The 24850-nt window shown below is 37.1% G+C and carries 22 protein-coding genes and 1 pseudogene; 7 read left to right on the top strand and 16 right to left on the bottom strand.

Annotated features, from left to right (window positions below):
• Positions 1-60: 60 nt before the first annotated feature.
• Positions 61-783: a GntR family transcriptional regulator gene (locus H3R29_RS00665; protein WP_198202275.1), complete on the top strand. Its 723-nt coding sequence runs from the start codon at positions 61-63 to the stop codon at positions 781-783.
• A 90-nt stretch (positions 784-873) separates the two neighbouring features.
• On the opposite strand, the gene H3R29_RS00660 is transcribed toward H3R29_RS00665, so the two are convergent.
• The 6 genes from H3R29_RS00660 to H3R29_RS00635 all read right to left on the bottom strand — a co-directional run bounded on the left by H3R29_RS00660 (position 874) and on the right by H3R29_RS00635 (position 6998).
• The gene (locus H3R29_RS00660; RefSeq protein WP_370567370.1) at positions 874-2076 is read right to left on the bottom strand and encodes an ABC transporter substrate-binding protein; all 1203 of its coding nucleotides are present in this window, start codon (positions 2074-2076) and stop codon (positions 874-876) included.
• A 351-nt stretch (positions 2077-2427) separates the two neighbouring features.
• Positions 2428-3138: an ABC transporter ATP-binding protein gene (locus tag H3R29_RS00655; RefSeq protein WP_110445509.1), complete on the bottom strand. Its 711-nt coding sequence runs from the start codon at positions 3136-3138 to the stop codon at positions 2428-2430.
• A complete protein-coding gene (locus H3R29_RS00650; protein ID WP_198202274.1) occupies positions 3139-3921 on the bottom strand; it encodes an ABC transporter ATP-binding protein in 783 nt (260 codons plus the stop codon).
• Positions 3922-3923: 2 nt separating this feature from the next.
• A complete protein-coding gene (locus H3R29_RS00645) occupies positions 3924-4880 on the bottom strand; it encodes a branched-chain amino acid ABC transporter permease (protein WP_198202273.1) in 957 nt (318 codons plus the stop codon).
• A gap of 8 nt (positions 4881-4888) precedes the next feature.
• Entirely contained in the window at positions 4889-5767 is an 879-nt protein-coding gene (locus H3R29_RS00640) for a branched-chain amino acid ABC transporter permease (protein ID WP_110445506.1), read from the bottom strand.
• A gap of 25 nt (positions 5768-5792) precedes the next feature.
• On the bottom strand, positions 5793-6998 hold the full coding sequence (locus H3R29_RS00635) for an ABC transporter substrate-binding protein (RefSeq protein ID WP_370567369.1): 1206 nt from the start codon (positions 6996-6998) through the stop codon (positions 5793-5795).
• Positions 6999-7450: 452 nt separating this feature from the next.
• Between H3R29_RS00635 and H3R29_RS00630 the strand changes: the two genes are divergently transcribed.
• The gene (locus H3R29_RS00630; protein WP_046324199.1) at positions 7451-7765 is read left to right on the top strand and encodes a hypothetical protein; all 315 of its coding nucleotides are present in this window, start codon (positions 7451-7453) and stop codon (positions 7763-7765) included.
• Positions 7766-7889: 124 nt separating this feature from the next.
• Here the strand turns inward: H3R29_RS00630 and H3R29_RS00625 are convergent, their stop codons facing one another.
• From H3R29_RS00625 to H3R29_RS00610, 4 genes are all read right to left on the bottom strand, one after another.
• Positions 7890-8849, bottom strand: coding sequence for a polyprenyl synthetase family protein (locus H3R29_RS00625; protein ID WP_198202271.1), 960 nt, complete (start codon positions 8847-8849; stop codon positions 7890-7892).
• A 1-nt stretch (position 8850) separates the two neighbouring features.
• Positions 8851-9396, bottom strand: a complete 546-nt coding sequence (locus tag H3R29_RS00620) for a Gx transporter family protein (protein ID WP_198202270.1) — start codon at positions 9394-9396, stop codon at positions 8851-8853.
• Between the two features lie 11 nt (positions 9397-9407).
• Positions 9408-9785 (bottom strand): NusG domain II-containing protein, encoded by a 378-nt coding sequence (locus tag H3R29_RS00615; RefSeq protein ID WP_110445503.1) that lies wholly within the window; start codon positions 9783-9785, stop codon positions 9408-9410.
• 73 nt (positions 9786-9858) lie between these two features.
• On the bottom strand, positions 9859-11754 hold the full coding sequence (locus H3R29_RS00610) for an FAD-dependent oxidoreductase (RefSeq protein ID WP_110445502.1): 1896 nt from the start codon (positions 11752-11754) through the stop codon (positions 9859-9861).
• Between the two features lie 244 nt (positions 11755-11998).
• On the opposite strand from H3R29_RS00610, the gene pplA reads away from it, so the two are divergent.
• The 4 genes and pseudogenes from pplA (at position 11999) to H3R29_RS00590 (ending at position 16595) form a co-directional block, all read left to right on the top strand.
• Positions 11999-12916: an extracellular electron transfer flavoprotein PplA gene (pplA, locus tag H3R29_RS00605; RefSeq protein WP_198202269.1), complete on the top strand. Its 918-nt coding sequence runs from the start codon at positions 11999-12001 to the stop codon at positions 12914-12916.
• A gap of 69 nt (positions 12917-12985) precedes the next feature.
• A complete protein-coding gene (locus H3R29_RS00600; protein WP_198202268.1) occupies positions 12986-14071 on the top strand; it encodes an FAD:protein FMN transferase in 1086 nt (361 codons plus the stop codon).
• Between the two features lie 45 nt (positions 14072-14116).
• Entirely contained in the window at positions 14117-15130 is a 1014-nt protein-coding gene (locus tag H3R29_RS00595) for a UbiA family prenyltransferase (RefSeq protein ID WP_198202267.1), read from the top strand.
• Between the two features lie 71 nt (positions 15131-15201).
• Positions 15202-16595: pseudogene (locus H3R29_RS00590) on the top strand (IS3 family transposase).
• A 68-nt stretch (positions 16596-16663) separates the two neighbouring features.
• Here H3R29_RS00590 and H3R29_RS00585 read toward each other — a convergent pair.
• Positions 16664-18136 (bottom strand): hypothetical protein, encoded by a 1473-nt coding sequence (locus H3R29_RS00585; protein WP_198202266.1) that lies wholly within the window; start codon positions 18134-18136, stop codon positions 16664-16666.
• 366 nt (positions 18137-18502) lie between these two features.
• Between H3R29_RS00585 and H3R29_RS09205 the strand changes: the two genes are divergently transcribed.
• Positions 18503-18586, top strand: coding sequence for a hypothetical protein (locus H3R29_RS09205; RefSeq protein ID WP_370448576.1), 84 nt, complete (start codon positions 18503-18505; stop codon positions 18584-18586).
• 43 nt (positions 18587-18629) lie between these two features.
• On the opposite strand, the gene H3R29_RS00580 is transcribed toward H3R29_RS09205, so the two are convergent.
• The 5 genes from H3R29_RS00580 to H3R29_RS00560 all read right to left on the bottom strand — a co-directional run bounded on the left by H3R29_RS00580 (position 18630) and on the right by H3R29_RS00560 (position 24778).
• Positions 18630-20444 (bottom strand): FtsX-like permease family protein, encoded by a 1815-nt coding sequence (locus H3R29_RS00580; protein WP_198202265.1) that lies wholly within the window; start codon positions 20442-20444, stop codon positions 18630-18632.
• A 54-nt stretch (positions 20445-20498) separates the two neighbouring features.
• Positions 20499-22304, bottom strand: a complete 1806-nt coding sequence (locus H3R29_RS00575) for an FtsX-like permease family protein (protein ID WP_198202264.1) — start codon at positions 22302-22304, stop codon at positions 20499-20501.
• A gap of 11 nt (positions 22305-22315) precedes the next feature.
• Entirely contained in the window at positions 22316-23065 is a 750-nt protein-coding gene (locus H3R29_RS00570) for an ABC transporter ATP-binding protein (protein ID WP_198202263.1), read from the bottom strand.
• Positions 23066-23245: 180 nt separating this feature from the next.
• A complete protein-coding gene (locus H3R29_RS00565) occupies positions 23246-23860 on the bottom strand; it encodes an ECF transporter S component (protein ID WP_198202262.1) in 615 nt (204 codons plus the stop codon).
• A gap of 123 nt (positions 23861-23983) precedes the next feature.
• Positions 23984-24778, bottom strand: a complete 795-nt coding sequence (locus H3R29_RS00560; RefSeq protein WP_198202261.1) for a DUF4931 domain-containing protein — start codon at positions 24776-24778, stop codon at positions 23984-23986.
• Positions 24779-24850: the final 72 nt, after the last annotated feature.

Genomic DNA, 24850 nt, shown 5'->3' with positions numbered 1-24850 from the left:
ATGTGACATCTTTTTTATAATAAAAATCAAAAAATTTAGCAGAATAGTGGTGACTAAAAAATGGCAAAGGCAAAATATTTAGCTGTTGTTCAAACTATTGTTAGTAGAATTAAAGCTGGCACCTATCAGCCTGGGGATTTGTTACCTAATCAACAAACATTAGCTAATGAACTAGGAGTTAGTCGATTAACCGTCAAAAAAGCTTTAGACGGCTTGGAGAGAAAAGGGATAATTTATAAGCAGTCTGGTTTAGGCACTTTTGTATCGAGTGATATCCCTATTCGCAGTAAAATTGATTCTCCGGCCAATGTGTTTACCGGCTTAATGGAATTGATGAAAGCAGATAATATTAAAAGTAAAATTATTAAGTTCTCTGTTGGTTTCCCTAATAAACAAATTCAAAAAAACCTTAATTTAACTAGCTCTGACCCGGTTTATAATATCATTCGACTAAGACTTGTAGATGATAATCCTCTTGTCATTGAGCATACTTATATGCCAGTCAATTTAGTTCCCAACTTAAATACTGATATTTTGCATTCATCCATATATAACTACATCCACCAAAAATTAAAGCTAAAATTTGGTCATGCGTATCGCAAAATCAAAGCTACTAAGTCTGATGAATATGATCAGAAATATCTGGCAGCTAAGAAAGATGACCCTATGCTTGAACTGGAACAAATAGTCTGGTTAACTAATGGCAAACCCATTGAATATTCGATTAGTCGCAACCGATACGATCAACGAGATTATACGATTATTGAAAATACCAGGTTTTAAGAATGAAGTACTCAAATTCATGAGGCTAATATTTTGAAAACAAAAAGGCTCACATCAAAATGTGAGCCTTTTATTATTTTTTTAACAAAATTATTCAGTTTTAAAAGTTTTCCCTACTTTACCATTGATTAATTCCTCTACTGCTAGTGGCTTTTCAGGATTATGGTTTTTATCAACATTAATTTTGCCAGTTACGCCAATGAAGTTTTGAATATTGCTTAACCCTTTAGCAATTTTGGCTGAATCATCAGATTTTTCATTTTCGATTGCTTCCTTGATCATATATACAGCATCATAAGCTAAAGCTGAAAAAGTTGGTGCTTCTTCATGGTAACGCTTCTTAAAATTCTGCATAAATTTAGAAGCTGTCGGATCTTTAGCAGCTACTTGAGTTGAAAATGGTGTTGTGTAGTAGATTCCGCTTGCGTTTTTAGCTCCAGCTATCTGAGCCAGTTTCGGATCAGCCATGCCATCGCTGCCAATAATTGGCACTTTAATTCCGATTTGACGTGCTTGTTTAATGATTAAACCCACTTCAGTGTAATAACCAGGAACGTAAATAGCATCAACCTTCTTTGCTTTAAACGAAGTTAAAACAGCGTTAAAGTCCTTGTCACCTTCTGAAAAAGTTTGACTATCAACAATTTTACCTTTATATGCTTTCTTAAATGCTTTAGCCAGACCATTGCCGTAATCACTTGAGTTATCACTGTAAACGGCTACTCTTTTTGCTTTAACGTTATTCATTACAAACTTGGCAGCACTGCTACCTTGAAAGTTATTTTGGTAGCATGCTCTAAAAACAAATGGCTGTACTTTGCCATTCTTTTGTAAAGTGTAATTCGGATCCGTCGCTGAAGGACTGACACTTGGCACTTTTGCTTTAGTAATATTAGGTATTTCGGCTGTACCCGCATTAGTAGTGGCCGGTCCCACGATTGCCGCAACTTTATCTTTATTAGTTAATTGGGCTGCAACAGAAGCAGACGTGGCAATAGCTGTTTTATTATCACGCACAATGAGCTTAATTTTCTTCTTTTGACCGTTAACGTCAATGCCGCCCTTTTTATTAATTTCACTAACGGCTAGTTCAATTCCCTGCTTTTGAGCATTGCCATAACCAGCAGCAGCTCCAGACAATTCCATGTTAACGCCAATCTTGACAGTTTTATTATCTTGTTTAGTACCAGTATTACCACTACTTTTTGCTACAGTACAGCCTGCCAGCATGAAAGCCGCCACACCAGTAACAACAACACTCATTACTTTTTTAATACCACTAATATTATCCATCTTTAAGTTCCTTTACTCTCTAAAATTAATTAAAATGCCAACAAAAAAGCCTCATTCAATTCAATGAATGAGGCTCAAATTATTAATTAGTTAAACCCCAATCATTGACACGCAAACTAGGGCTTAACTGCTTTTAAATTACATAATGTAATTCATGCATGTTAAGTCCTGCGTTCCAACAACAAGGCAACTAAATTCTGAATTTGAAAGATATTAATATTGTTTTGTTTGTTTAAATATTTCGTTGTCATCAAAATTACCTCCTCAGAATTTTAAGTAAACTCTATAGTTTTCACTATCTGACTTAACAATGAATTAACATCATTGTCATTACAACAGTTTTATTATGTACTAACCGCCAAAGTATACTTTCTGCACCTCTGGGTTAGCTAATAGTTCTTGACCGGTACCACTTAATTGCACTACACCGGTAGCCAACACATAGCCCCGATCTGCAATTGACAATGCTTGTTTAGCATTTTGTTCAATTAACAAAATAGTCGTACCTTTTTCGTTTAGTTCTTTAATAATTTTAAAAATTTCTTGAATATATAAGGGTGATAAACCCATTGAAGGCTCATCAAGTAGTAATAATTTAGGCTTAGCCATTAAGGCACGCCCCATTGCCAACATTTGCTGTTCACCACCAGATAAAGTGGCAGCATCCTGACTTCGTCTTTTTTGCAAAATTGGGAAACGCTCAAAAATCTCTTTATACGTTTTAGAAACTTCGTCATGATTTTTTTGTAAGAATGCACCCATTTGCAGGTTTTCCATTACAGTCATGCCAGCAAAGATATGACGACCCTCAGCTACTTGTGAAATGCCTGCACTCACAATTTGTGGTGCACTTTTATGATCTATTTCTTTTCCAAGGTAAAAAATTTGACCGCTTTTAGGTTTAAGTAAACCAGAAATGGTTTTAACAATAGTTGATTTGCCGGCACCATTTGCACCAATCAGGGTTACAATTTCACCCTGGTTAATTTCAAAGCTGACATTCTTGACAGCCTGAATAACACCATAATTTACAGACAGGTCACGAACTTCTAACATTGCCATCTAGTCATCACCCTCTCCTAGATATGCTTCTATAACTTTAGGATTTGCTTTGATTTCTTCAGGTGATCCGGTAGCCAGTATTTCACCTTGATCAAGTACGTAGATCCTTTCCGCCAAGTTCATGACCAAAGACATATCGTGTTCAATCAGCAAAACCGTGATTTGGAATTCTTTTTGAATATACTTAATAAGGTTAGTCAAATCTGCCGTTTCCTCAGGGTTCATCCCCGCCGCTGGTTCATCCAAGAAAAGAATCTGCGGATGTGTTGCTAATGCTCGAACTATCTCTAGACGTCTTTGCGTTCCATAGGGCAGGTTCTTAGCTAGAGTTTGCTCATTTTCTGTCAAATCAAAAATTGCCAGTAATTTTTGGGCGGCTGCTCTCATTTCCTTTTCGGTTTTATAGAAATTCGGTAAGCGAAAAACTGTTGTTAAAAAGTTTTCCTTATATTCATTTGTCATTGCAGTTAAAACATTATCCATTACTGTTAAGTCTTTAAATAAGCGAATATTTTGAAATGTACGGGACAAGCCTAAATCTGCAATTTGAACTGCGCTTTTATGGGTTAAATCATAATTTTTATCATCAACTTGTAAATTAATCTTTCCACTAGTGACTTGCACCATTCCAGTTAGCAAGTTGAACAAAGTGGTTTTACCGGCACCATTAGGTCCAATCAAGGCAACTAGTTCGTGCTTGTCCAGATGGAGTGAAACATCATTAACGGCAGTCAACCCACCAAATTTTCGCACTACGTGGTCAACATCTAATAAGTGTGGCATATCTAGCTCCTTTCCTTTTTACCGAAATGGCGGGTTAAATTTTTAAGGGAGAATTCCCAGTTACCTAAAAGTCCCGATGGCTTGAAAATCATGATTAATATTAAAACTATAGCATAGATCACCATTCTTAATGCACCAAAGCTTTGTAAAACGGTGTCTAAAACTCCTAAAACGATTGCTGCTACAAATGTGCCAGTCATACTGCCAACACCACCCAAAACAACAATAACTAAGATAGAGATTGATTCCATAATGCCAAAGTTTGAAGGTGAGATTGTTTGTAAGAATGAAGCATGGAGACTGCCGGCAATTGCAGCTGTCGCGCCTCCTAAGACAAAAGCAGCTAATTTCCATTTGGTAGTATTAATACCCATTGCTTCAGCAGCTATTTCATCTTCCCGCACAGCCTTAATTGCTCGACCATTTTTCGAACGAATAAAATTCGTCAAGATAATTGTAGTTACACAAACTAAAATATAAACAGTAGGCCATGAACATAATTGCGGAATATTGTACAATCCGGCTGCTCCACCAGTAATTTTCAAATTATTAATGACATTCCGAATAATTTCAGCTGCTCCTAAAGTAGCAATTGCTAAATAATCACCCTTTAAGCGAATGAAGGTAGCCGTCCCAATAATTGCTGCAATCACAATAGCCACAAGTACGCCTACGAGCATTGAGATTAAAAAGCCAGCTTCACTACTCATACGTTGAGTAATAATTGCAGTAGCGTATGCTCCTATTGCCATAAAACCTGCATGACCAAGAGAAAATTGACCACTGAAGCCGATAATCAGGTTCAAGCCAGTTGCTAAGATAATATTTATTCCAATCGTGACCAGCATGTTTTCAATAAAATCATCTATGACGCCAACCATTATCAAAGCATTGATTAGGTAAAATCCGCCTACCATTAATAACAGCCACGACAAAATGTATTTCCAATTCGATTTCATTTTGCCACCTACACCTTCTCTTTAGTATTTTTGCCAAAAATGCCAGCAGGTAAGAAAAGCAAAATAACTATTAATACCAGATAAACGACTGCATCTTTATATGCCGACAAGCCAATTGACTGGAAAAATGTCTCTAAAATTCCGATTAAGAAGCCACCAAGAGAAGCTCCAGGTACTGAACCAATTCCACCTAAAACGGCAGCCACAAACGCCTTAATACCAGGTGTCATTCCCATTAAAGGATCAATTTGGTTATAATACATTCCAATTAAAATACCTGCAGCCCCAGCTAAGGCAGAACCTAAAGCGAAGGTAAATGATATTGTATGATTAACATTAACACCAACTAATTCAGCTGCAGCAGGATCGACAGAAACTGCACGCATCGCCCGCCCCATCTTAGTTTTTTGAATAATCAATTGTAATGAAACCATTAAAATCAAGGCAGTAGCCAAAATCAAAATTTGAACGTTTGAAATCTGTACCCCACCAATATTGTAATTAACCTGTTCAATTACTTGCGGAAAACTGCGAGCATTTGAACCTACAAAATATGACATACCATTTTCCAGTAAGAACGAAACGCCAATAGCCGTAATCAATACTGCTATTCGAGGTGATTTACGTAGTGGTCGATAAGCAAAATATTCAATCACTACACCGGAAACTGCACCAATAATCATTGCAGAAAGCAGTGCTGTAATAAAGTTAAAATGCCAAGCATTAATCACATAGTAGGCAAAGAATGCACCTAACATATAAATATCGCCATGAGCAAAGTTAATTAAGTTAATAATGCCATAAACCATGCTGTAGCCTAATGCCAGTAAGGCATAAATTGATCCCAGTGACAAAGCATTAATGATTTGCTGTAAAACTGTTTGCAAATTTAAGCACTCCTTTTATTTTTATTTACTCAACACGAAATGAGTCGCTTACTTTACCATTAGTCAATTTTTCAATAGCGATCGGCATTTCAGGATTATGGAACTTATCCATAGTAATCCTACCAGTAACACCATCAAAGTCTTTTATCTTAGCCAGACCTGCAGCAACTTTAACGGAATCATCGGATTTTTGTTGCTCAATCGCCGCTTTTACTAAATAAACTGCATCATAAGCTAAAGCTGAAAACGTTGGCGCTTCTGAATGGTAACGAGCTCTGTATGCTTTGATAAACTTAGCAGCTTTTGAATCTGGGTTTTTAGCAGCTACATTGGTTGAAAATGGTGTAGTGTAATAAATATTAGTTGCATTTTTAGCACCTGCTATTTGAACTAATTTAGGATCACACATGCCGTCACCACCAACGATTGGAGCTTTTAGACCCATCTGACGTGCTTGCTTTATGATCAAACCAAGCTCTGTGTAATAGCCGGGTACATAAATAGCATCGATCTTCTTAGATTTAAATGAAGTTAAAACAGCGTTGAAGTCTTTATCACCGGCAGAATATGTTTGACTGTCTACAATCTTGCCTTTATAAGTTTCCTTGAAGGCTTTAGCTAAACCTGTACCATAATCACTGGAGTTATCAGCATAGACAGCTACCCGTTTGGCTTTCAGCTTATTGTCGACGAACTTAGCTGCACTCTTTCCCTGGAATGTATCTTGGAAGCAGGCTCTGAAGGCATAAGGCTGCACTTTGCCGTTCTTCTGTCTGGTGTAATTTGGATCAGTTGCGGATGGACTAACGCAGGGAACAGAAGCCTTGGTAACATTAGGAATTTCTGCTGTGCCGCAGTTAGTAGTAGCTGGCCCTACAACTGCAGCCACTTTATCCTTGGTTACCAATTGTGCAGCGACTGAAGCCGAAGTAGCAATTGAGGACTTGTTATCACGGATAAGCAACTTAAGCTTCTTCTTATGCCCATTGACGTTAATTCCACCAGCCTTATTAATTTCAGAAGCGGCTAGAACTATACCTTGTTTTTCAGCACTGCCGTAGCCGGCAGCAGTACCAGACAACTCAATATTAATCCCGACCTTGACTGTATCTTTATCTTGGTGTGTACCCTTGCCTCCCCCGCTTTTTGCTACTGAACAGCCTGCTAACGCTAAGCCAGCCATTCCCAACGTCAGGACACGCAACATTCTCTTTGAAAATTTATTCATCATTTTCTCCTTATAAATAGCTTGGTAACCAAAAACCTCATTCACTTAATGAATGAGGCTTAAATTAGTTATTAGTCAAGCCCCATTCATTAGACGCAAACAAGGGCTCAACATGTAAAATTACTAGAAGTAATCTATTCAAGCTAAGTCCTACGCGACAACAACAAGGCAATTAAATTTTGGGCAATAATATTTTCAGCATTACTTCGCATATTTAAATATTTAGCTTTCATTAAAATCACCTCCCAAAATTTAATTTAATACTTAGAATTATAAAAAAAGAACATTAGCATGTCAAGATAAATTTACAATTATTTTTAGCAAAGCTTTAAGACTTTTCTATTAAATTTATTCTTAGAAAAAATTGTTGATTAATCACCATCATAAATAGTGACAAATAAACATGTGATTTTGTGAGCTTTATGGTAAAATAGAATTATTGAGGAGGCATAAATATGTTTGCTACGGTTTTTTACTGGATTATAATTGCTGCTACCGGTCTTTGGGGAATATGGTCAGCAGCCTGGTCGATTATATATGTTGCTAAACATGAAAATGGCAACTTATGGATTTTTGCAATTATTAATGTTTTGATTTTAGCTTTAATAGGTCTGGCTGATTTAATCTATAGTACTGAAGGGAATCAGTGGTACTGGTTTGCTTCCACTAGAGCAGACATTAGTCTTTTGGTTTACATGCTGCTGGCTTACTGCGTTCTGGTGATTCTACAAGTCATATTTGGTTTCACTCGTAAACCCAAAAAGGCATAGATCTAAAATTAACAATTAATTTAGCTAACTTTTAAATATTTTCATCAAAATAAAAGAGGTTGAACTGTTTTGACTCCTAATTTGGAGGTCATAGCAAACATTAAGTCAACCTCTTTTTTTATAATTAACAATTTCTGGTAAGCATTTTACGGACAATATCAGCGACCTTTTCATATCCCGGATATTTAGCAAAATTTTTCTCAAGTAGCGCCAATGCGCTATTTGTAAAGTCATTTGCTAAATTTTGTGCATGCCTAATTCCACCTAATTCACTCACCAGAAGGTCAATTTGCTCTAGCTGAGCAGAATTGAGTTTCTTACCCTTCTTCACTAAATCTTTCAATTTACCAGAAGAATCTTTTTTCAGTGCAAAAATTAGCGGCCCAGTATAAACACCGTTAACTACATCTGATAATACCGGCTTTTTTAATTCAGCAGTAGAAGCGGTGTAATCTAATATATCATCTCGCAATTGAAATGCTTGACCAAATAGCAGACCTACTTGCTGAGCACTTCTGGCCAGTCTTTTACTAAGCCCACCTTCAAGAGCACCAATATAGCAGGCATAACCAAATAAACTAGCCGTTTTGCCCCGAATCTGTTCAAGATATTCTTCTTCCGTAATTGTAATATCATATTCATTACCAAACTGAGTGGTTTCACCTGCAAGTATTTTTTGCATAGTGCTGCCGTTTGCACGCAAGTTCGTTATCTTTGAAGTGTTTTCACTTAGCAGTTGTAATGACAAAGCAAATAAGAAGTCTCCGGCATATAATGCTATAGTTTTACCATATTTAGCCTGGACCGATGCCCTGCCTCTTCTAACATTTGAATTATCAATGATATCGTCATGAATCAGAGTGGCATTGTGCAGTATTTCAATCGAACCGGCAATATTAATTAATTTCTGTTCCCTGTTGCTTTCACCCATTTCTCCAAATAATAGAACGAAACTAGGACGTAATTGCTTGCCAGGCTTAGAAAACGCATATCTGACTGCTTCTCCCAGTTTACCTTTTGGCGTCCGGATATTTTTTTGAATTGTATTTTGGACTTGCTGTAACTCTTTTTCTAGCCTTGACATGTTAATTACCTTTACTAATTATTCCTTTGATAAAACTTAATGCATCAACATAATGCAATAAGTAGCTGCTGACAAGACCAACTATTGTTCCAGAAAGAATTCCGAATACTGTCAATAAAGGCAGATACAATAAAACATATTTACTATGTGCTAGCAGCGCTGCAATTAATAATTGACCAAAATTATGACATACGCCACCAAGAATTGATACCCCCATTATGCTGAAAAATCTGGGAACCAGCGGTAAAAATAATTTCATTAAAAACAGACTTAAAAATGACCCTGCTGCAGCAAATAAAAAGGTACCAGTACCTCCTGTCATCAGAGCAGTTAGCACCAGGCGCAAAAATGTCAGTAAAATACAATTATTAAAAGGTAAAATCATTAATGCGATCATCGTTATAATATTAGTTAAACCAAGCCTGGCACCAGGTGCAAAGAAAAAGGGCGAAGGAAACATTTGCTCAACAACACTAAGAATAATTCCTTGTGAGCATAGAATTCCTGTAAACACATATGTGCGTAAATAATTATTTGTTTCAGTCATAATATTTAAATCTATTTATTATCGTCAATTTGATTTTTATTTTTTAGCTCAATTAAAAATTTATGTGGCAGACAGACTATTGTATCCCCGCTTTCGCTTTTCCAGCCTTCTTTAACACATACTTGATCCTTACAATTGGCATCAATTACCCGAATCTTGTGCTTTTTTATTTGTACAATATTAATTTTACCATTTTTTTGATAACGCCATTTCTGATCTTTAGCCAAAGAAAGTCTTTTCACTTCACGATTATTAATTTTGACGATTCCTATAATTTGATCGTCAGCTTTTTCCTGATTGTGCAACATATAAAAAGGAGTAAAACTAATGATTAATAAAACTACTATTATTAAAAAATCACCAAGTTTAAGCTTCTTTAAAATTTTCATGTATTACCTCACTAACAATAAAACTAAAAAAGTCTTACAGATAAAACCATAGGACTTTTTAGAGTTAGCATTGTTAGTTCTTTACCCCGTTTTTATCGACATGATAAATTGGTTTCAAGATACCATATCTCAGCTTAGTAAGCTTCTTTTCCAGCCATGGAACAAACCACATGTCCAGACCAAATGCTCTACCAGAACCGTTCATAACTGCTATTGCCGCAAATATCATCCAAACATTTACCCAATAGTTCATTCCTGATAGACAGAAAATAGCTACAAAAATTGCACTCATGCCACCGGCAAACCACGTGCATAATCCTAAAACCAGCATAATTCCTAATGCAATTTCCAAACACGTCATTGTCTTTTGAGCAACTAATGCCGCATCCTTGTTAGGAATCATGACTTTAGTCATTGATTGTACCCAGTTTGGCATTTTATCAAAAACAGCCATTGGTGAGTGACCATAATCATAGTTTAGGGAAAATAGTGCAGGAGCAGCAGAAGTCGCTGCCTTGCCACTTGCTGCTGTAGTAGCGGCAGCTTTTTGTGAAGCGCCACTGGTTGCAGCTTGCACAAGCCATGGAAAATGCAGTTGCAATTTGTTGGTAAACCAAGAACCACTGCCTTGAACTTTATACCAGCAGTCTACTAACCACATTAAGCCTAAGTAAATTCTCAAAGGTACAGTCCATAAGACATTGCCATACCGGTTAAGATTACCGCGCCATAAAGTTGGGCGCTTAATTCTGAACCATTCATCCATAATATAATGGAAGAGATAGTGACCAGAATAGATTTCCATAAAGTAAATCATATCCACTATGTCTTTCATTAAGATGGCGAAAAAGCCGCTCAGATGAAAAGTATTAACAAGAGAGGCCACACCCCAGGCAGGCCCTAAAGAAACCATAAATCCTGAATAAGTCCCTTTAAATTTGACTGGTTCACCGCCGTTAATCTGGCTCAAAATATTTCTTAAAGCACACTTACCAGCAGATTCAGCTCCCTGAACCACTTGTGGTTCACCGCGGCCGCTGCCGTTAGCATCATAAAGAGCAACGTCTCCTATGACGTAAACATGTGGATCAGTTGGAATTTGGGAATATTCATTAACTATAATTCTGCCAGCTCTGCCAGTCTCAAAACCAAAGTTTTTAGCAGTATCAACAGCTTTAACACCAGCAGTCCAAATTAAAGTTCTGGTCGGATATGTTGAACCATCTTTAAGATCAATATAATTTTCATGAACACCAACAACACCGGTATTGACTTTAATTTCTACACCTTGTTTTAAGAGATATTTTTCTGCCTTATCAGCATCAGAGCGATCAAGCATATTCATAACCGTTGGTGCCATTTCCATCATTGTTATCTTGATGTCATCTTTTTGCAGATTATATTTTTTAGCTAAATCACCACGCCAAGAATTTAATTCTCCTGCCATTTCAGTGCCAGTAAACCCGGTACCAACAACGACAAAGTTAAGATACTGTGCCCGCTTTTCGGGATCGCGTTCTTTAGAACCTAAATGAACCATCATATCAATGTGGTCACGTAATTGCTCTGCATCGTCCAGATTGCCTAAAACAAAGCCGTTTTCTTTAACACCAGGAGTATTAAAGTCATTAGGCTGCGAACCAATAGCTAATATGACATAATCGTAGGGATAACTGCCGTTATCGCCAATAACTTTTTTGGCAGATTGATCAATTTTGGTAACATTGTCAGTTACAACATCAACATTTTTTCTCCGCGAAAATAAACGTTGCAGATCATATTTCAAACTTTTGGCTTCTACCCTGTTAGCCGCAACTTCATGAAGTGAAGTCATCATAGTCATATAAGGATTTTTATCAATCAGCGTGATTTTGATATCATGCCGCTTTTTTAATTTCTTGGCAAGGTGCTTAGTCGTATACAGACCACCATAGCCGCCGCCAATAACTACAATATTTGTTTCAGCCACTTTTAACACTCCTTAATGCGAATATACTAGTTATATTATATTATACTAGTGTTTTGGACTATGGTAAAGTGGTCACTTTCACAAACTATGTTCGTAATATTTTACTTATACGATTTAATTGCTATCATTATAAGTTTTCGCTTTCATATTTTGTAGTTGCACAAAGTAGAGCTCTATCTTATAATTATAGTAAGTGAACACGTACACAATGTTATAATCTTTTATTATTACTGAGGGAGATATTATGAAAAAGAATAATTTAATATATAGTACTGCCATTCTGGCACTCTCTACACTTTTATTAAGTGCTTGTTCAACAACAGCTAAGAAAAGTTCTTCAAGCGATTCTAAGCCAAAGGTAAGCAAAGTTGAGAAAAAGAAAGCTCCTAAGCAAATTGCCGGTGGTAAACTGCAAGACGGTGTTTACAAATTAGTAGAAGACAACTATTTCAATGGCTACAAAGTAAAGGTTTCTATGACTGTTAAAGGTGGCAAGGTTACAGACACTAGCTATGACAATGTAGACAAGAACGGCAAGTCAAAGTCAAAGGATACTAAATATGAAGCACAAATGAAGAAGTATTCTCAAGCAAAGATTGGCCCTAAGGAATACATCCCGCAACTACAAAAATCATTCGCGGCAAATGGTGCTAATTCGAGCGCTATTCAAGTTGTTACTGGAGCCACTAGTTCCAGTAATACTTTAAAGAACTATGTTAACCAGCTAACTCAAGCCGCTCAAAAAGGTGATACAGCCACCATTCACATCAATAATAATAAGAAGATGAAAGATGGTACATATAAATTAGCTGAAAAGAATTATAGTCACGGCTATCGTCAAGTTTTAACTATGGTAATTAAAAAAGGTAAAATCAGTGACTTTACTTACGACCAAGTTAACAAAAAGGGCGTTTCTAAGACCAAGAATGCTGCTTATGAAAAGCAAATGAAGAAGGTTAACAAAGTTGGTCCTAAAGAATACATTCCAAAATTACAAAAGGAATTCATCAAAGCTAAAGGAAATACTGAAAAAGTACAAGCTGTTTCAGGAGCAACAGAATCTTCTCATTCATTTATTGCTTACGCTGAACAACTAATTAATGCCGCTCAAAAAGGTAAAAGCGGAACTATCAAGGTTGACAATATCGTTTACCAGGAATAAAAAGATAATTAGTTAATCACAAAAAGAGTGACATTTAGCCGCTCTTTTTTATTAGGAGAAATAAATTATATGACGAAGCGAACAAACAAGTTTTTGCTGCTACTCGTATCACTATTAGCAAGCTTCAACCTGACAGCTTGCTCAACTCAGAGTAAAGACACAGCACCGGCCAAAACCGCTGTTACCACTACCCCTACTTCAGATACTCAATTTCTAATGGGAACAGTTTGCACCATTAAAATTTACAATCAACACCAGCAAAAAGCCTTAAAAGCGGGTTTTAAGCGCATTAAACAGTTAGCCACTGAAACTACCGTTAATCAAAAAGGCAGTGAAATAGACAAAATTAACAAATATGCCGGAATTAAACCGGTAAAAGTTACTCCCACTATTTACCGTATGTGCAAAGATGCTTATTATTATAGTAAAATTTCCGCTGGTACATTCGACTTAACAATCGGACCAATTACCAGTTTATGGCGGATTGGCTTTCCTGACGCACATAAACCTAAGCCAAGCACCATCAAAAAACGGCTGCCATTAATTAATTATCATAATGTGGTTTTTAATGATCAGAAACAAACTGTTTTTCTTAAGAAAAAGAAAATGATGCTCGATTTAGGTGGCATGGCCAAAGGATTTATTTCTGATGAAGTCATGAAAGTTTTGCAAAAAAATGGTGTGACCAGCGCGATTATTGATTTAGGCGGAAACGTTTATGTTATGGGCAATTCTCCTACGAATAACAGTAACTGGACGGTAGGTATTCAGGATCCCAGCGCTGCGCGTGGTGATGCCATCGGCTCTTTACCGCAAAAGAATGCAACTGCAGTAACATCAGGTATTTATGAACGATACCTCAAAGTCGGTAATAAAGTTTATAGCCACTTAATGAATCCTCAAACAGGTTACCCTTGTCAAAACAACTTGTTAAGTGTCACAATTATTGCCAAGCGTTCAACCACTGGCGATGGCCTTTCAACTGCTGTATTTAATCGCGGTTTGAAAAAAGGCTATGATTATGTGGAACATAAACCTGGTGTAGAAGCAATATTTATCACCAAAAAGAAAAAAGTATATATTACTTCCGGCTTGAAAAATAAATTCAAATTGTTTTCAGGTAATGGCTATAGACTTGCAAAACTTAAAAACTAGTAATTAATTTTTCTCTGTTAAATGATGTTCTGAAAGGAAAATTCAATGGAAGCTAAAACGAAGTACAGTCATTTCACAATAACTGATTTTTTTGAACTGGTACGGCTTAATACCAAGTTAAACAGCTTAATGCCCTATTTATTAGGGATACTGTTTGCTTATTTTTATTTTCATACTTTTAGTTGGCAGAATTCTTTAATATACCTAGTTGCTCAAGGCGCGATTGCCTTATTTGTAACTGGTTTTAATAATGTGCAAGATTATCGTCTGGCTAAAAGCAAGGATTATCAAAAAGAACATAATTTAATTGGCAAACGTAATTTATCACCAGCAACCGCAATGGCGGTTATGCTTAGCCTACTTTTAATTGCAGCAGTCTTGGGAATTTGGCTAACTGTGCGAACCAATCTTTTTATTTTACTGATCGGCGCTCCCGGACTTTTTGTCGCTGTATTTTACACCTACGGGCCCGTTCCCTTTTCCAGAGTACCGCTAGGCGAAATTCTTGCCGGCTTATTCGAAGGGCTGGGAATTATGTTCTTAGCGGTTTACATCAATTCTCCCGTAACCCAATTAGCCTATTTGAATTTTGATTGGCCGCAATTTAGTGTCGGAGGCAACTTAGCCAATCTATTATTAATTTTTTGGGTAGCTTTACCGCAAGCATTCTTTAACGCGGCGACAATGCTGGCGGATAATACCTGCGACTTAAAGCAAGACTTGGCTAATGGCCGTCACACCCTGCCCTCATATATTGGCGTAAAAAATTCCTTAAACTTATTTAGTTTTTTAACCCTGGCTCCATTTGCAATAGTCGCTATCAGTGTCATATTTCGCCTTTTACCCATTTGGCAACTATTAATTTTTGTAACTTTACCTAAGTTATACAAAAACGTGCAGGCATTCAGACAGAAGCAGACCAAGGATATGGCTTTTTGGGTTGACGAAGATAATATCAAGCACAGAGTACCCACAACTTTTGACTTGGCTCCGCAAAATTTGTTTTGGTTTCAGTTAATGCAAGTCTTTGGGCTGATTTTGGGCATTATCTTTCATTAAATAAACACAATAAAAAGCACGCTCAGGATGATATGACCCCCAAATTTAGGACAAATTTGGGGGTCATCTTTATGTCTAAATTATCTAAACAAGATAAAATTGAAATCTATCATCTTTGGCATGATTATCAAATCGGCCCTGCTGAGTTAAGTCAGCGTTATCGGGTTGGCAGGACTAATATTAGTTACTTGTTAGCTTTAATTGACCGTCATGGTCTAGCCATTTTAGATCAGCCTTACACTGCTTATACAAGTAATTTTAAGGAGCAAGCTCTCAAGCGAATCATAATTGACCATGAACCCCTTTATCACGTAGCACTAGATTTAGGTTTAAAAAGTCGTGGCATGTTGTCTAATTGGCTGCGCGAATATCGTAAAAATGGGTATAATATCGTTAACAAGCAGAAAGGACGACCGCCCCATGACCAAAAGAGAACAGCTGATCAAACAGGAAAATCATCGGCTCAAGCAAGAGAACGAACGCTTACGCCAGCAGAACTTGAAGCTGAAAATCGAGAACGATTCGTAAAAAAATTGAGCGTCTTAGTCGACCAGCGGACCAAGAACCGCAAGCCGCGGAAATAGCTCAGGCAGTTACCCAACTAAGGCGCGAGCTTAAAGTCAGCGTAACTTTTATTCTTGATACCATTAATGCCAATCCGAATCTGCCCCATCTATCCCGCAGTAATTATTACTACACTTTAAAGAAGAAGGATAAAGAGCGGAATAATCGAGAAATAATGGCTGAAATTAAAGCTATCTATGAAGAACACAAGCACCGCTATGGCTATCGCCGCATTACTGCAGAGCTTAGGCGTCGCGGTTTATTAATCAACCATAAAAAGGTGCAGCGCTTAATGAACAAGCTGAAACTGTTTGGCATAGTCAGTAAACGCTGGCACAAATACAGCAGCTATCGCGGCACTCAGGGTCCGATTAAGCCTGACCTGATTAAACGCAGCTTCAGTGCTGTTTATCCCAATCACAAATGGTATTCAGATGTGACGGAGTTTAAGCTCAAGGGGCAAAAAACCTACTTATCACCGATCATTGATGGCTGCACCCAAGAGATTGTTTCCTATACTATTTCCCGCAGCCCTAATCTTAAGCAGACCATGGATATGTTAAAAAAGGCCTGGGACAAACATCCGGCACTAAATGGTTTGATCTTCCATACCGATCAAGGCTGGCAATATCAAAATTATCAGTTTCAAGCTTGGCTCAAAAACCATGGCATTAGCCAGTCAATGTCACGCAAGGGCAATTCCCTTGATGATGGATTAATGGAAGGCTTCTTCGGCATACTCAAACGAGAAATGTTTTATGGCTTTGAAAAGCAGTTTAAAAATCTCACTGAACTGGAAGATGCGATTAGAGACTACATTGAATATTACAATCAGAAAAGAATCAAAATCAAACTAAAAGGACTAACTCCGCTTGAATATCGGCAGTTAGTCCTCAGTTAGCAGCTAATATAAAGTGTCCTAATTTTGGGGTTCACATCAGGAGCGCGCTTTTTTATTGTCTAAATTTTTTAAAATTCAGCATTGTGATGTCGCCGAACTGTTATCAGATAAATAACAAAATAAACTAGTAACATCAATACTATTGGTAGCCAAACTTTATAATATGCTGTTGGCAAAACCTGATCAAAAAATTTTAAGCCAAACAAAACATCAAAGACACCAAATGTTGCAGGAACAAAGAACAAAAGTCCTGTTTTGCTCTGCCATGCTCTTTGAGCCAGCCTCTCATTCGCTAACTTCTGTTCTCTTTTAGCAGCTTTTACTACTATCATTAAAACAGTAATCAGACTTACGCCAAACACAAATGCCACTGAATAGCCCAAGATCTTCATTTCTTTACTCATCCCCAAAATCAGCTGATAAGTAGCCGCCTTAGAGTTGCTATAGAGGTGACTATAGGCAAGATTACTTTGAGCCTGCTTATGTTCAATTTTTAGTAAAAATGGCCAATCTCTATCAAAACTGTTTAGCTGCACCAAAGTCAGATATTTAGTTTTACCCTTAACCTTATTTAATTCTGCAGTTGAACAAAGTGCAATTATTTTCTCTTTTTGACTGCTATTAGGAACGAGTTCGCGGAAACTGTTACCTGCTAGAGAATTTTTATTCAATTGGTCTAACTTGATAGATTTGACTTGAAAATTGCTTCTGCCGGTATTTTTGACATACTTAATTGGATTATCTGCCAGCTCATTACGAACAAAATAAAAGTGCCCTTTTGTTTCTTTATAATGATAAGTTTGTTGCTTTTTAATTTTTAGTTGCGCCACATCGTTTTTAATATTAGCGGTGTTGCTAACAATTACCCCATCATAATATGTGCCCCTTTTAATAACTTGAGGAAAAGCATTAAAGTCATGACTTAAAGCCAGAGCGCCCATAGTCAAAGCGAAGAGTAGTGAAATGATAGTAAAAACGCTGGCATAATGGTAAAGTCCCTGCTGCGTTTTTCCTTTAGTTAAATTAATTTTGGCAAACCAATTTGCTGGCACCAAGCTTAATAACGAGTGACAAAGCAAATAAGTACCTGACACAATTGTGATAAATGCCGGCAATACAGTGTCAAACAGGCTTTGACTAGGTAGATTTAACATAAAGTAGCCTGCAACTACTGCCGTCAACCCTAAAACTACTTCAATTATTTTTAGCCCTGAATGTTTTTGAAAAATTGCAGGTGCATCTTCTTTTTCAGCTAGATTACTTAAAGTGGATCTGGTTAACCTCAAAGTTATTACAATACCGCCCAACATTATTAAGGCTGCCAGTAACATAACGACTTGCATGCCCGAATTTATCCTCAGAAAACTAATAATGACGTTAAAATTCGGCACATTTGGTTTTATTAAACCGTTAAATAACTTAATAATTAAGGAAGCTAAATCCAAGCCTAAAATAATGCCGGCGATTATCATCAAACCGCCAATAATAAGTGTCGCACAAAGTTCTATCAGTCCAACGCGCATATTTTTTAATTTTTGCATCAAGATCACCAAACTTTCTGGTTAGCTCCTTCAAGTAGACCACCTTTTGACTTAATTATAGTTAGCGCTACCATGTTTTAAATGAGTTAACTGTTTTCTTGAACATATTTTAATAATTAATTTTTAAAACATTATTTTTTGAATAATGGGTTTTTGTTAGTGTCAATTCCGTCCAACTGGTTAGCTTTTTTTGTTTTTTAAAAGAAAGCTTGGGCCGCAACTCCGCAAAGAAAAAATATTTTTCAGTTGGTTTACTCATCGTAAAGCAGTTCTCTGGGTGTTTTTGATGTAGTTGTATAATCATAGCGGATATCACTCTGCAAAAATCTTTTTTTCTAAAGCGATAGCAACCGTTCGCTTGATTGCATTAGGTATTACATCAATAAAAGAATCAAGAGCAGACTAAAAGGCTTGGCGCCGATTAAATGGCGTCAAGCCTTAACAAAATAATTATTAAAATATATTAGTCTAGCTTTGATACCTCACTTTAAAATTATTCAGTTTTCAGCACAATTTTTTCATATAGAGTAACTGTTAACAAATAATAGCCTAAATAGAGAACAATAAAGATTGTGAATGGAATCCAAATATTATGGTAAGGTGCCTTCAGCAATGTTTTAAACAGTTGTAAGCCACAAAGGACATCTATTATGCCTAAAATTCCAGGCATGGTGAACAAAGTACCAATTTCTTTTCTGATTGAACTGCGCAATAATCGTGGTCTAGCACCAATTTCATGTAGCATCTGGTAGCGCACCTTGTCACTGGCAGCACCACTTAAGACTTTAAACATTAACGTCGAAGCCAGCATGGTCAGAAATGCTATTCCTAAGAAAAAGCCCATAAATTCAAACGCACTGGTAAAGCCGAGCACATTACTATAATAGTATGGCTTTGAATTAAGGTAAGTATCTTTGTAGTCACGATTTTCCCTCAATTGTTGCTTTTGAATTTGATTGATCACCGGAAAATCGTGGACAAAGTCTTTCACATTAATATAACTGACAAATTTTTCCTGACCATCAATACTCAGCCACCTTTTTGGTGAAACTAGATGTATCTTCTTAGGAAGACCATTTGGCACCATTTGGCTAAAAATACTGTTTTCCGTTGTTTGCGGTTTATCCAGTTTAGCAGTAGCCAGCGTTTTTACTTTATAAGTGGGGGAATTGTCTTGATTGTCATGAAAATAAACTGCCATTTCTTTCAACGGCTGTTTTTCAAATTCCGCGCGGTTAAAGTAGAGGTGCATCCCCTTTTCTTTATAATGATATGTTTGCTTATTAGTAATAGTTAACTTGGCTTCTGCTTTTTTAACTGCTGGCGTCTGACTAACAATTGTAGCATCATAATAAATCCCTTTTTGCGCTTCATCCTTCATGGAGCCAAAATTAAGTCCCACGGTAATTGCACCTAAAGCTAAGGCAAACAGAATTGAAATCATAGTTAATACCTTGGTGTAACTTTGCAAGCGAAATTTTAATTGGCCCAGAGTAAATTCATTAATGCCACGATATGAAAAAGATTTTTTATTAAGTAAATAATTAATAATAGCCGTGAAGACGCCATTAAAGACAAAGAAAGAACCGACAATAATTGTTACTAACGCGGTGGGAATAAGAAGATAAATATAGTTAGCAGGTAAAGTCATTACATAGTAACCGACCGCTAGCAAAAGTACACCGCAAATTGCTTCAATTCCCCGCAAAACTGGATGATGATTAAGATTAATGGGAGTTTGATCCTCATGTAACAGGTCGATTATTGGGGTACGAGTAAGCTTGCGCATATTGCCCAGTGCACCTAAGAGAAAGATAATAACAAAGAAAAGCAATGTTCCTATTATCGCACTCGGCAATATTGCCTTATAGTGAGTAATTTCCAGCCCTAGTTTACCTACCAGCACCTTGGTAACTATTGTGGTCAATCCTAGACCCAGTGTTATTCCAAGCAAAACAGCCAAGAAACCAGTTAACAGAGTTTCAGAAAAAATCAGTAAGCCAATCCGCGTGCTTTTGGCCCCGAGCATCATATACATACCATAATCATGTTTACGCATGCTCAGCAAAAATGAATTGGCATAAACAAGATAAACCGAGGTAATGATCACTAACAGAATAATACCAAAGGTAAAAATATAATTCAGGTATGCTTCTCTACCATAAACATCTTTACTAATAAATACAGGGTTAGTAGCAATTGACAAAAACATATAGAAAATCATGCTGGCAACAATCAAGCCTGAAAACAACACCAGATAGTCTTTCAGCCTATTCTTAATACCCGTCACGGACAGTTTCCAAATCATTACTGCTCCTTTTCTTTTACTAAAAACAAACTTGTATTAATTACCGCCCCAAATTTATTCATGTGCAAGCACGATTTTTTCATATAATTTCACCGTTAATAAGTAATAAATCAGATAAAGCACAATAAAAATCGTAAAGGGAATCCACAAGTTCTGGTAGGGGTGCGGTAAAAGCAATTTAAACAGTCTCAACCCGAAAAGAACGTCGATTACGCCCAATACACCGGGCAGAAGAAACAGAACTCCAATCTCATTTCTGATAGATTGACGCAATATCTTTACCCTTGTGCCAATTTCAAATAACATTTGGTAGCGCACCTTGTCACTGGCAGCACCACTTAACACCTTAAACATTAAGGTCGAAGCCAGCATGGTTAGAAAGGCGATACCTAAAAAGAAACCCATAAATTCAAACCCGCTGCTGAAATTCTTAATTAACTGGTAACTGCCAGCCTTGCTCGAAGTATATATATACTCATAAGCAGAATTTTCTTTTAACTGCTGTTTTTGTAATTTTAAGATGGTGGGGTAATCTTGATCGAAATTTTTCACATTTACGAAACTGACAAATTTATTCTGCCCTTTTTTCTCGGCCCACTTTTCAGGTGAAACCAAGCGAATGATTTTAGCAATACCATCAGGAACCATAGCGCCAAAAGCATTGTTAGCATACGTTGCTGGCACATCTAATTTTTTAGTAGGCAAGTTGATCGTCTTGTAGGCAGGCTGACCATTTTTCATGTAAAACTTGACGTTTTTAACCGGATTATTATTAAATTCACTGCGGTTAAAGTATAAATACTTGCCCTGTTCCTTATAATGATAAGTTTGTTGACGAGTAATCGTCAGTTTGCTTTTAGCCTGCGCTACCTTTGGGGAATCACTGATAATAGTGGTGTCATAGTAGAAATTGCCTTTAAGCTGCTCACTGAGCGTGCCAAAATTAAGTCCTACAGTAATAGCACCAAGTGCCAAGGCAAAAAGCAGTGAAACTACTGTCAAAATTCGCGTATAATCATGCAGCCGAAACTTCAACTGGCCTAAAGTAAATACCCGAATGCCATGATAAGAATAGCTTCTGCGGTTAAGCAAGAACCCAATTAAGGCACTGAAAAAAGCATTAAATGTGAAGTATGAACCGGCAACTATGGTCACTAACGCTGCTGGAATAATAAATAAAATAGCACCGCCTGGAAGACCCAGAATAAAGTAGCCTGCTGCTAAAAGTAACAGACCCAATATTCCTTGAATCCAGTGCAAGACCGGCTGACGCTTGTAGGCGACCGGCTTTTGGTCATCACGCAATAATTCAATTATCGGTGTCTTGGTTAATTTACGGACATTTTTCAAAGCACCAAATAAGAAGATGAAAATGAAGAAGATAATCGTCCAGATAATGGCATTGGGTAAAATAACGGCAAAATGTTTTACCGTCAAGCCTAAACGTGATATCAGCAGCTGCGATACAATGGCTGTTAGACCAAAACCCAGCAGAATACCCACTATTGTGGCCAAAATACCGGTTATCAGAGTTTCCAGAAAAATTAGTGCCCCGATTTTAGTACTCTTAGCTCCGAGCATCATGTACATCCCGTAATCGTGTTTGCGCATGCTCAATAAAAAAGAATTAGCATAAACCAAATAAATAGCAGTAATGATTACCAACAAGACGATACCAAAACCAAAGGTAAAGCGGACATAGTTACTTGGTGCTGCAACATCATTTTTGATAAAAGTAGGATTAATGGTGATTGTGAGGAACATGTAAAAAATCATGCTGGCAACAACTAGGCCGGAAAACAAAACCGCGTAATCTTTAAAGCGACTCTTGATTCCCGTTAAGGACAACTTCCAAATCATTTTTGTTCTCCTTATTCAGCAGTATCTAAGTGATCAATTAACAGATGATAAAATTCCTGCCTCGACTGCCCGTTTTTCAGCATTTGTTCACCAATTTGGCCGTCTTTAATAAATAAAATGCGACTGGCAAAGCTGGCGGCAAACGGGTCGTGGGTAACCATGAGAGTGGTGATACCGTCGTTTTGATTCAAATCTGCCATAGTAAAAAGCAATTCACGCGCGCTCTTAGAATCCAAGGCTCCCGTCGGCTCATCCGCCAGCAGAATTGCCGGTTCATGCACTAAGGCTCTGGCAGCTGCTACCCTTTGCTTTTGCCCACCCGAGACCTCAGCAGGATATTTAGCCAATATCTCTTTAATTCCTAGCCTAGTCGCAATTTTATCAACTAAGGGATCAATTTTTCTGGAAGCTATCCCTCTTAAACTTAAAGGCAAGGCAATGTTTTCACGATTAGTTAAATTCTCTAAGAGATTGAAGTCTTGAAAAATAAAGCCAATTTGTCGACTTCTAAAATCAGCCAGCTGATTAGCATTTAAAGTACTGTTGTCTTGGTGATTAATAAAAACGTTGCCTGAAGTTGGCTTGTCTAAAGTCGACAAGATATTGAGCAAAGTCGTTTTACCAGAACCAGAAGCACCCATAATCGCTACAAATTCGCCTGAATTGACCGCAAAATTAACTCCCTTTAAAGCCTGATACTGCTTTTCGCCCCGCTTGCCGTATGTTTTAGTAACTTGATCTACTCGTAAAATTTCAGTCATTTGCAAAGTCCTCGTTGTAATACTTCTGTACTATTTATCTAATACACTAATGTAAGAAAGCAAGAATGTCAATAAAAAAATAAGCCTTTCAGATATTGAAAGACTTATCTGAATACTTTTTCCTTATTTTTAACGGTCAATTAAGAATATTAAGTTTTTCTTAAAAACACTTCTATTCTCTTAGCCCACTCTGCGCAGCACCTTGTTGAGTGGCGTCACAATAATTGGTGTCACAATTGCAGTAAATACTGCCTCAACCAGGCCGTTCAAACCTAAAGCAATTATTAACGCAGTAATTAAAGGTGTGCCTTGACTAAAACTGCCCAAATGGCCTAGCAGTTTGGCAGAGTTGCCCATGAAAACTAGACTGGTTAATAGAATTACAAAAACCGTGTTAGTTAAAGAAGTCACTGCACCTGCAAATGTGTAGCTTAATTCTTTAATGCTATTTTTCTTTTTAGCAGTTAATTTTCCAATCAGTCCCGGGAAAAGACCAGCTAAAACACTAGGAATTACCGCAATCGCAAAGTTTTGAAAGAGCATTAAGCTGACAATATCGCCAGGTTGCGTATATGCCTGCACCATGCGGACAATGCCCCAGAAAATGCCAAAGAAGGTCCCAGCAATTGGTCCCATAAGTAAAGAATAAATGGCAACAGTCAACGGAATAGTCGTTACAGCTGGCAAAGTTGGCAATATGCGAATATAGCCGATATTAGGAATGAGAGTTTGCAATAAAAAGATTGCGACAAATATAGCAGTAATAGCCAGGTTTTTTGTTTCTTTTCTGTGCATTTGCATCCTCCTTAAAAAAAGCACCTTGCTATTATATTGCTTGATCTTACTAGTCGCAAATAATTTCTCCGTTATATACTAGTTTTAATAATATTTAATAAAAAAGTCATAATAAAAATTTTACTATTCTAAAACTGACCCAGACTCAAAGAAGTGCTTAAAATTTTCGGCTTCAGTGACCAGTTTCTCCTTGTTGTCTACCTGTGAGAGCTTATAACCGACAAAATACGGTGATGCCGTATAACGTAAGATTAATTTAGCACTAATGCCCCGATCAAAGCGCGGATAGAAAAACAAGTTATAGGAGTTATTACGCCCTTTTGATAAAACTTTTAGCATATACTTTGCTCCGCTTTGAATCCAGTCGGACCATTCGTCAATACTGTTTTCATCAAGAAGATTAAAATCAAGTTCAATGTAGCCCTGAATTGGATGCGTGCTCACATTAACCTCAACCCCATCTTTATTAAAAAGACTTATACCTTCAAAATTATTGGGTTGAATATATTTATAACCATCCATCTTTTCCAGACCCACTATTTGCATGTGGGGGTGTGCAAGAGAGCCACCAGAATTTTCGCCATAATTTTTATACCATAAAACCGATCTGTACTTGTGTGAATCATTCATCTGCTTAAAGCATGACAGTGAAAAACGCATCAAAGAACGATTATAATCAAGCGAATAAGTGGTAATATCACCTTGATGCTTATTGGACTCAATCAAAACAGTCTGAACCGTATCATGTAACGTATGATATTTATTATCAAGCCAAATCATCCCACCCTGTTTTTTTAAGATATGGGTCAAATCCGCCACATCACAAAAGGGACAGCCAGAATTATTTTTTACTTTACGATAAGAATTAGGCTTTTCTTTAGCTATGTTAACATCAAACACTAATGGGTCATTTTCCATTGAGCAATCCCTCCCAAAAACATTCTTATATCTTGCATTTTACTAGGGCCGCAATAGATGGTAAACTGTAAC

The organism is Lactobacillus sp. M0393 (assembly GCF_016102025.1).
In the GTDB taxonomy this organism is placed as follows: Bacteria; Bacillota; Bacilli; order Lactobacillales; family Lactobacillaceae; genus Lactobacillus; species Lactobacillus melliventris.
The sequence above is the reverse complement of the archived record's forward strand: the minus strand, read 5'-3'. Positions and strand labels throughout refer to the sequence as shown.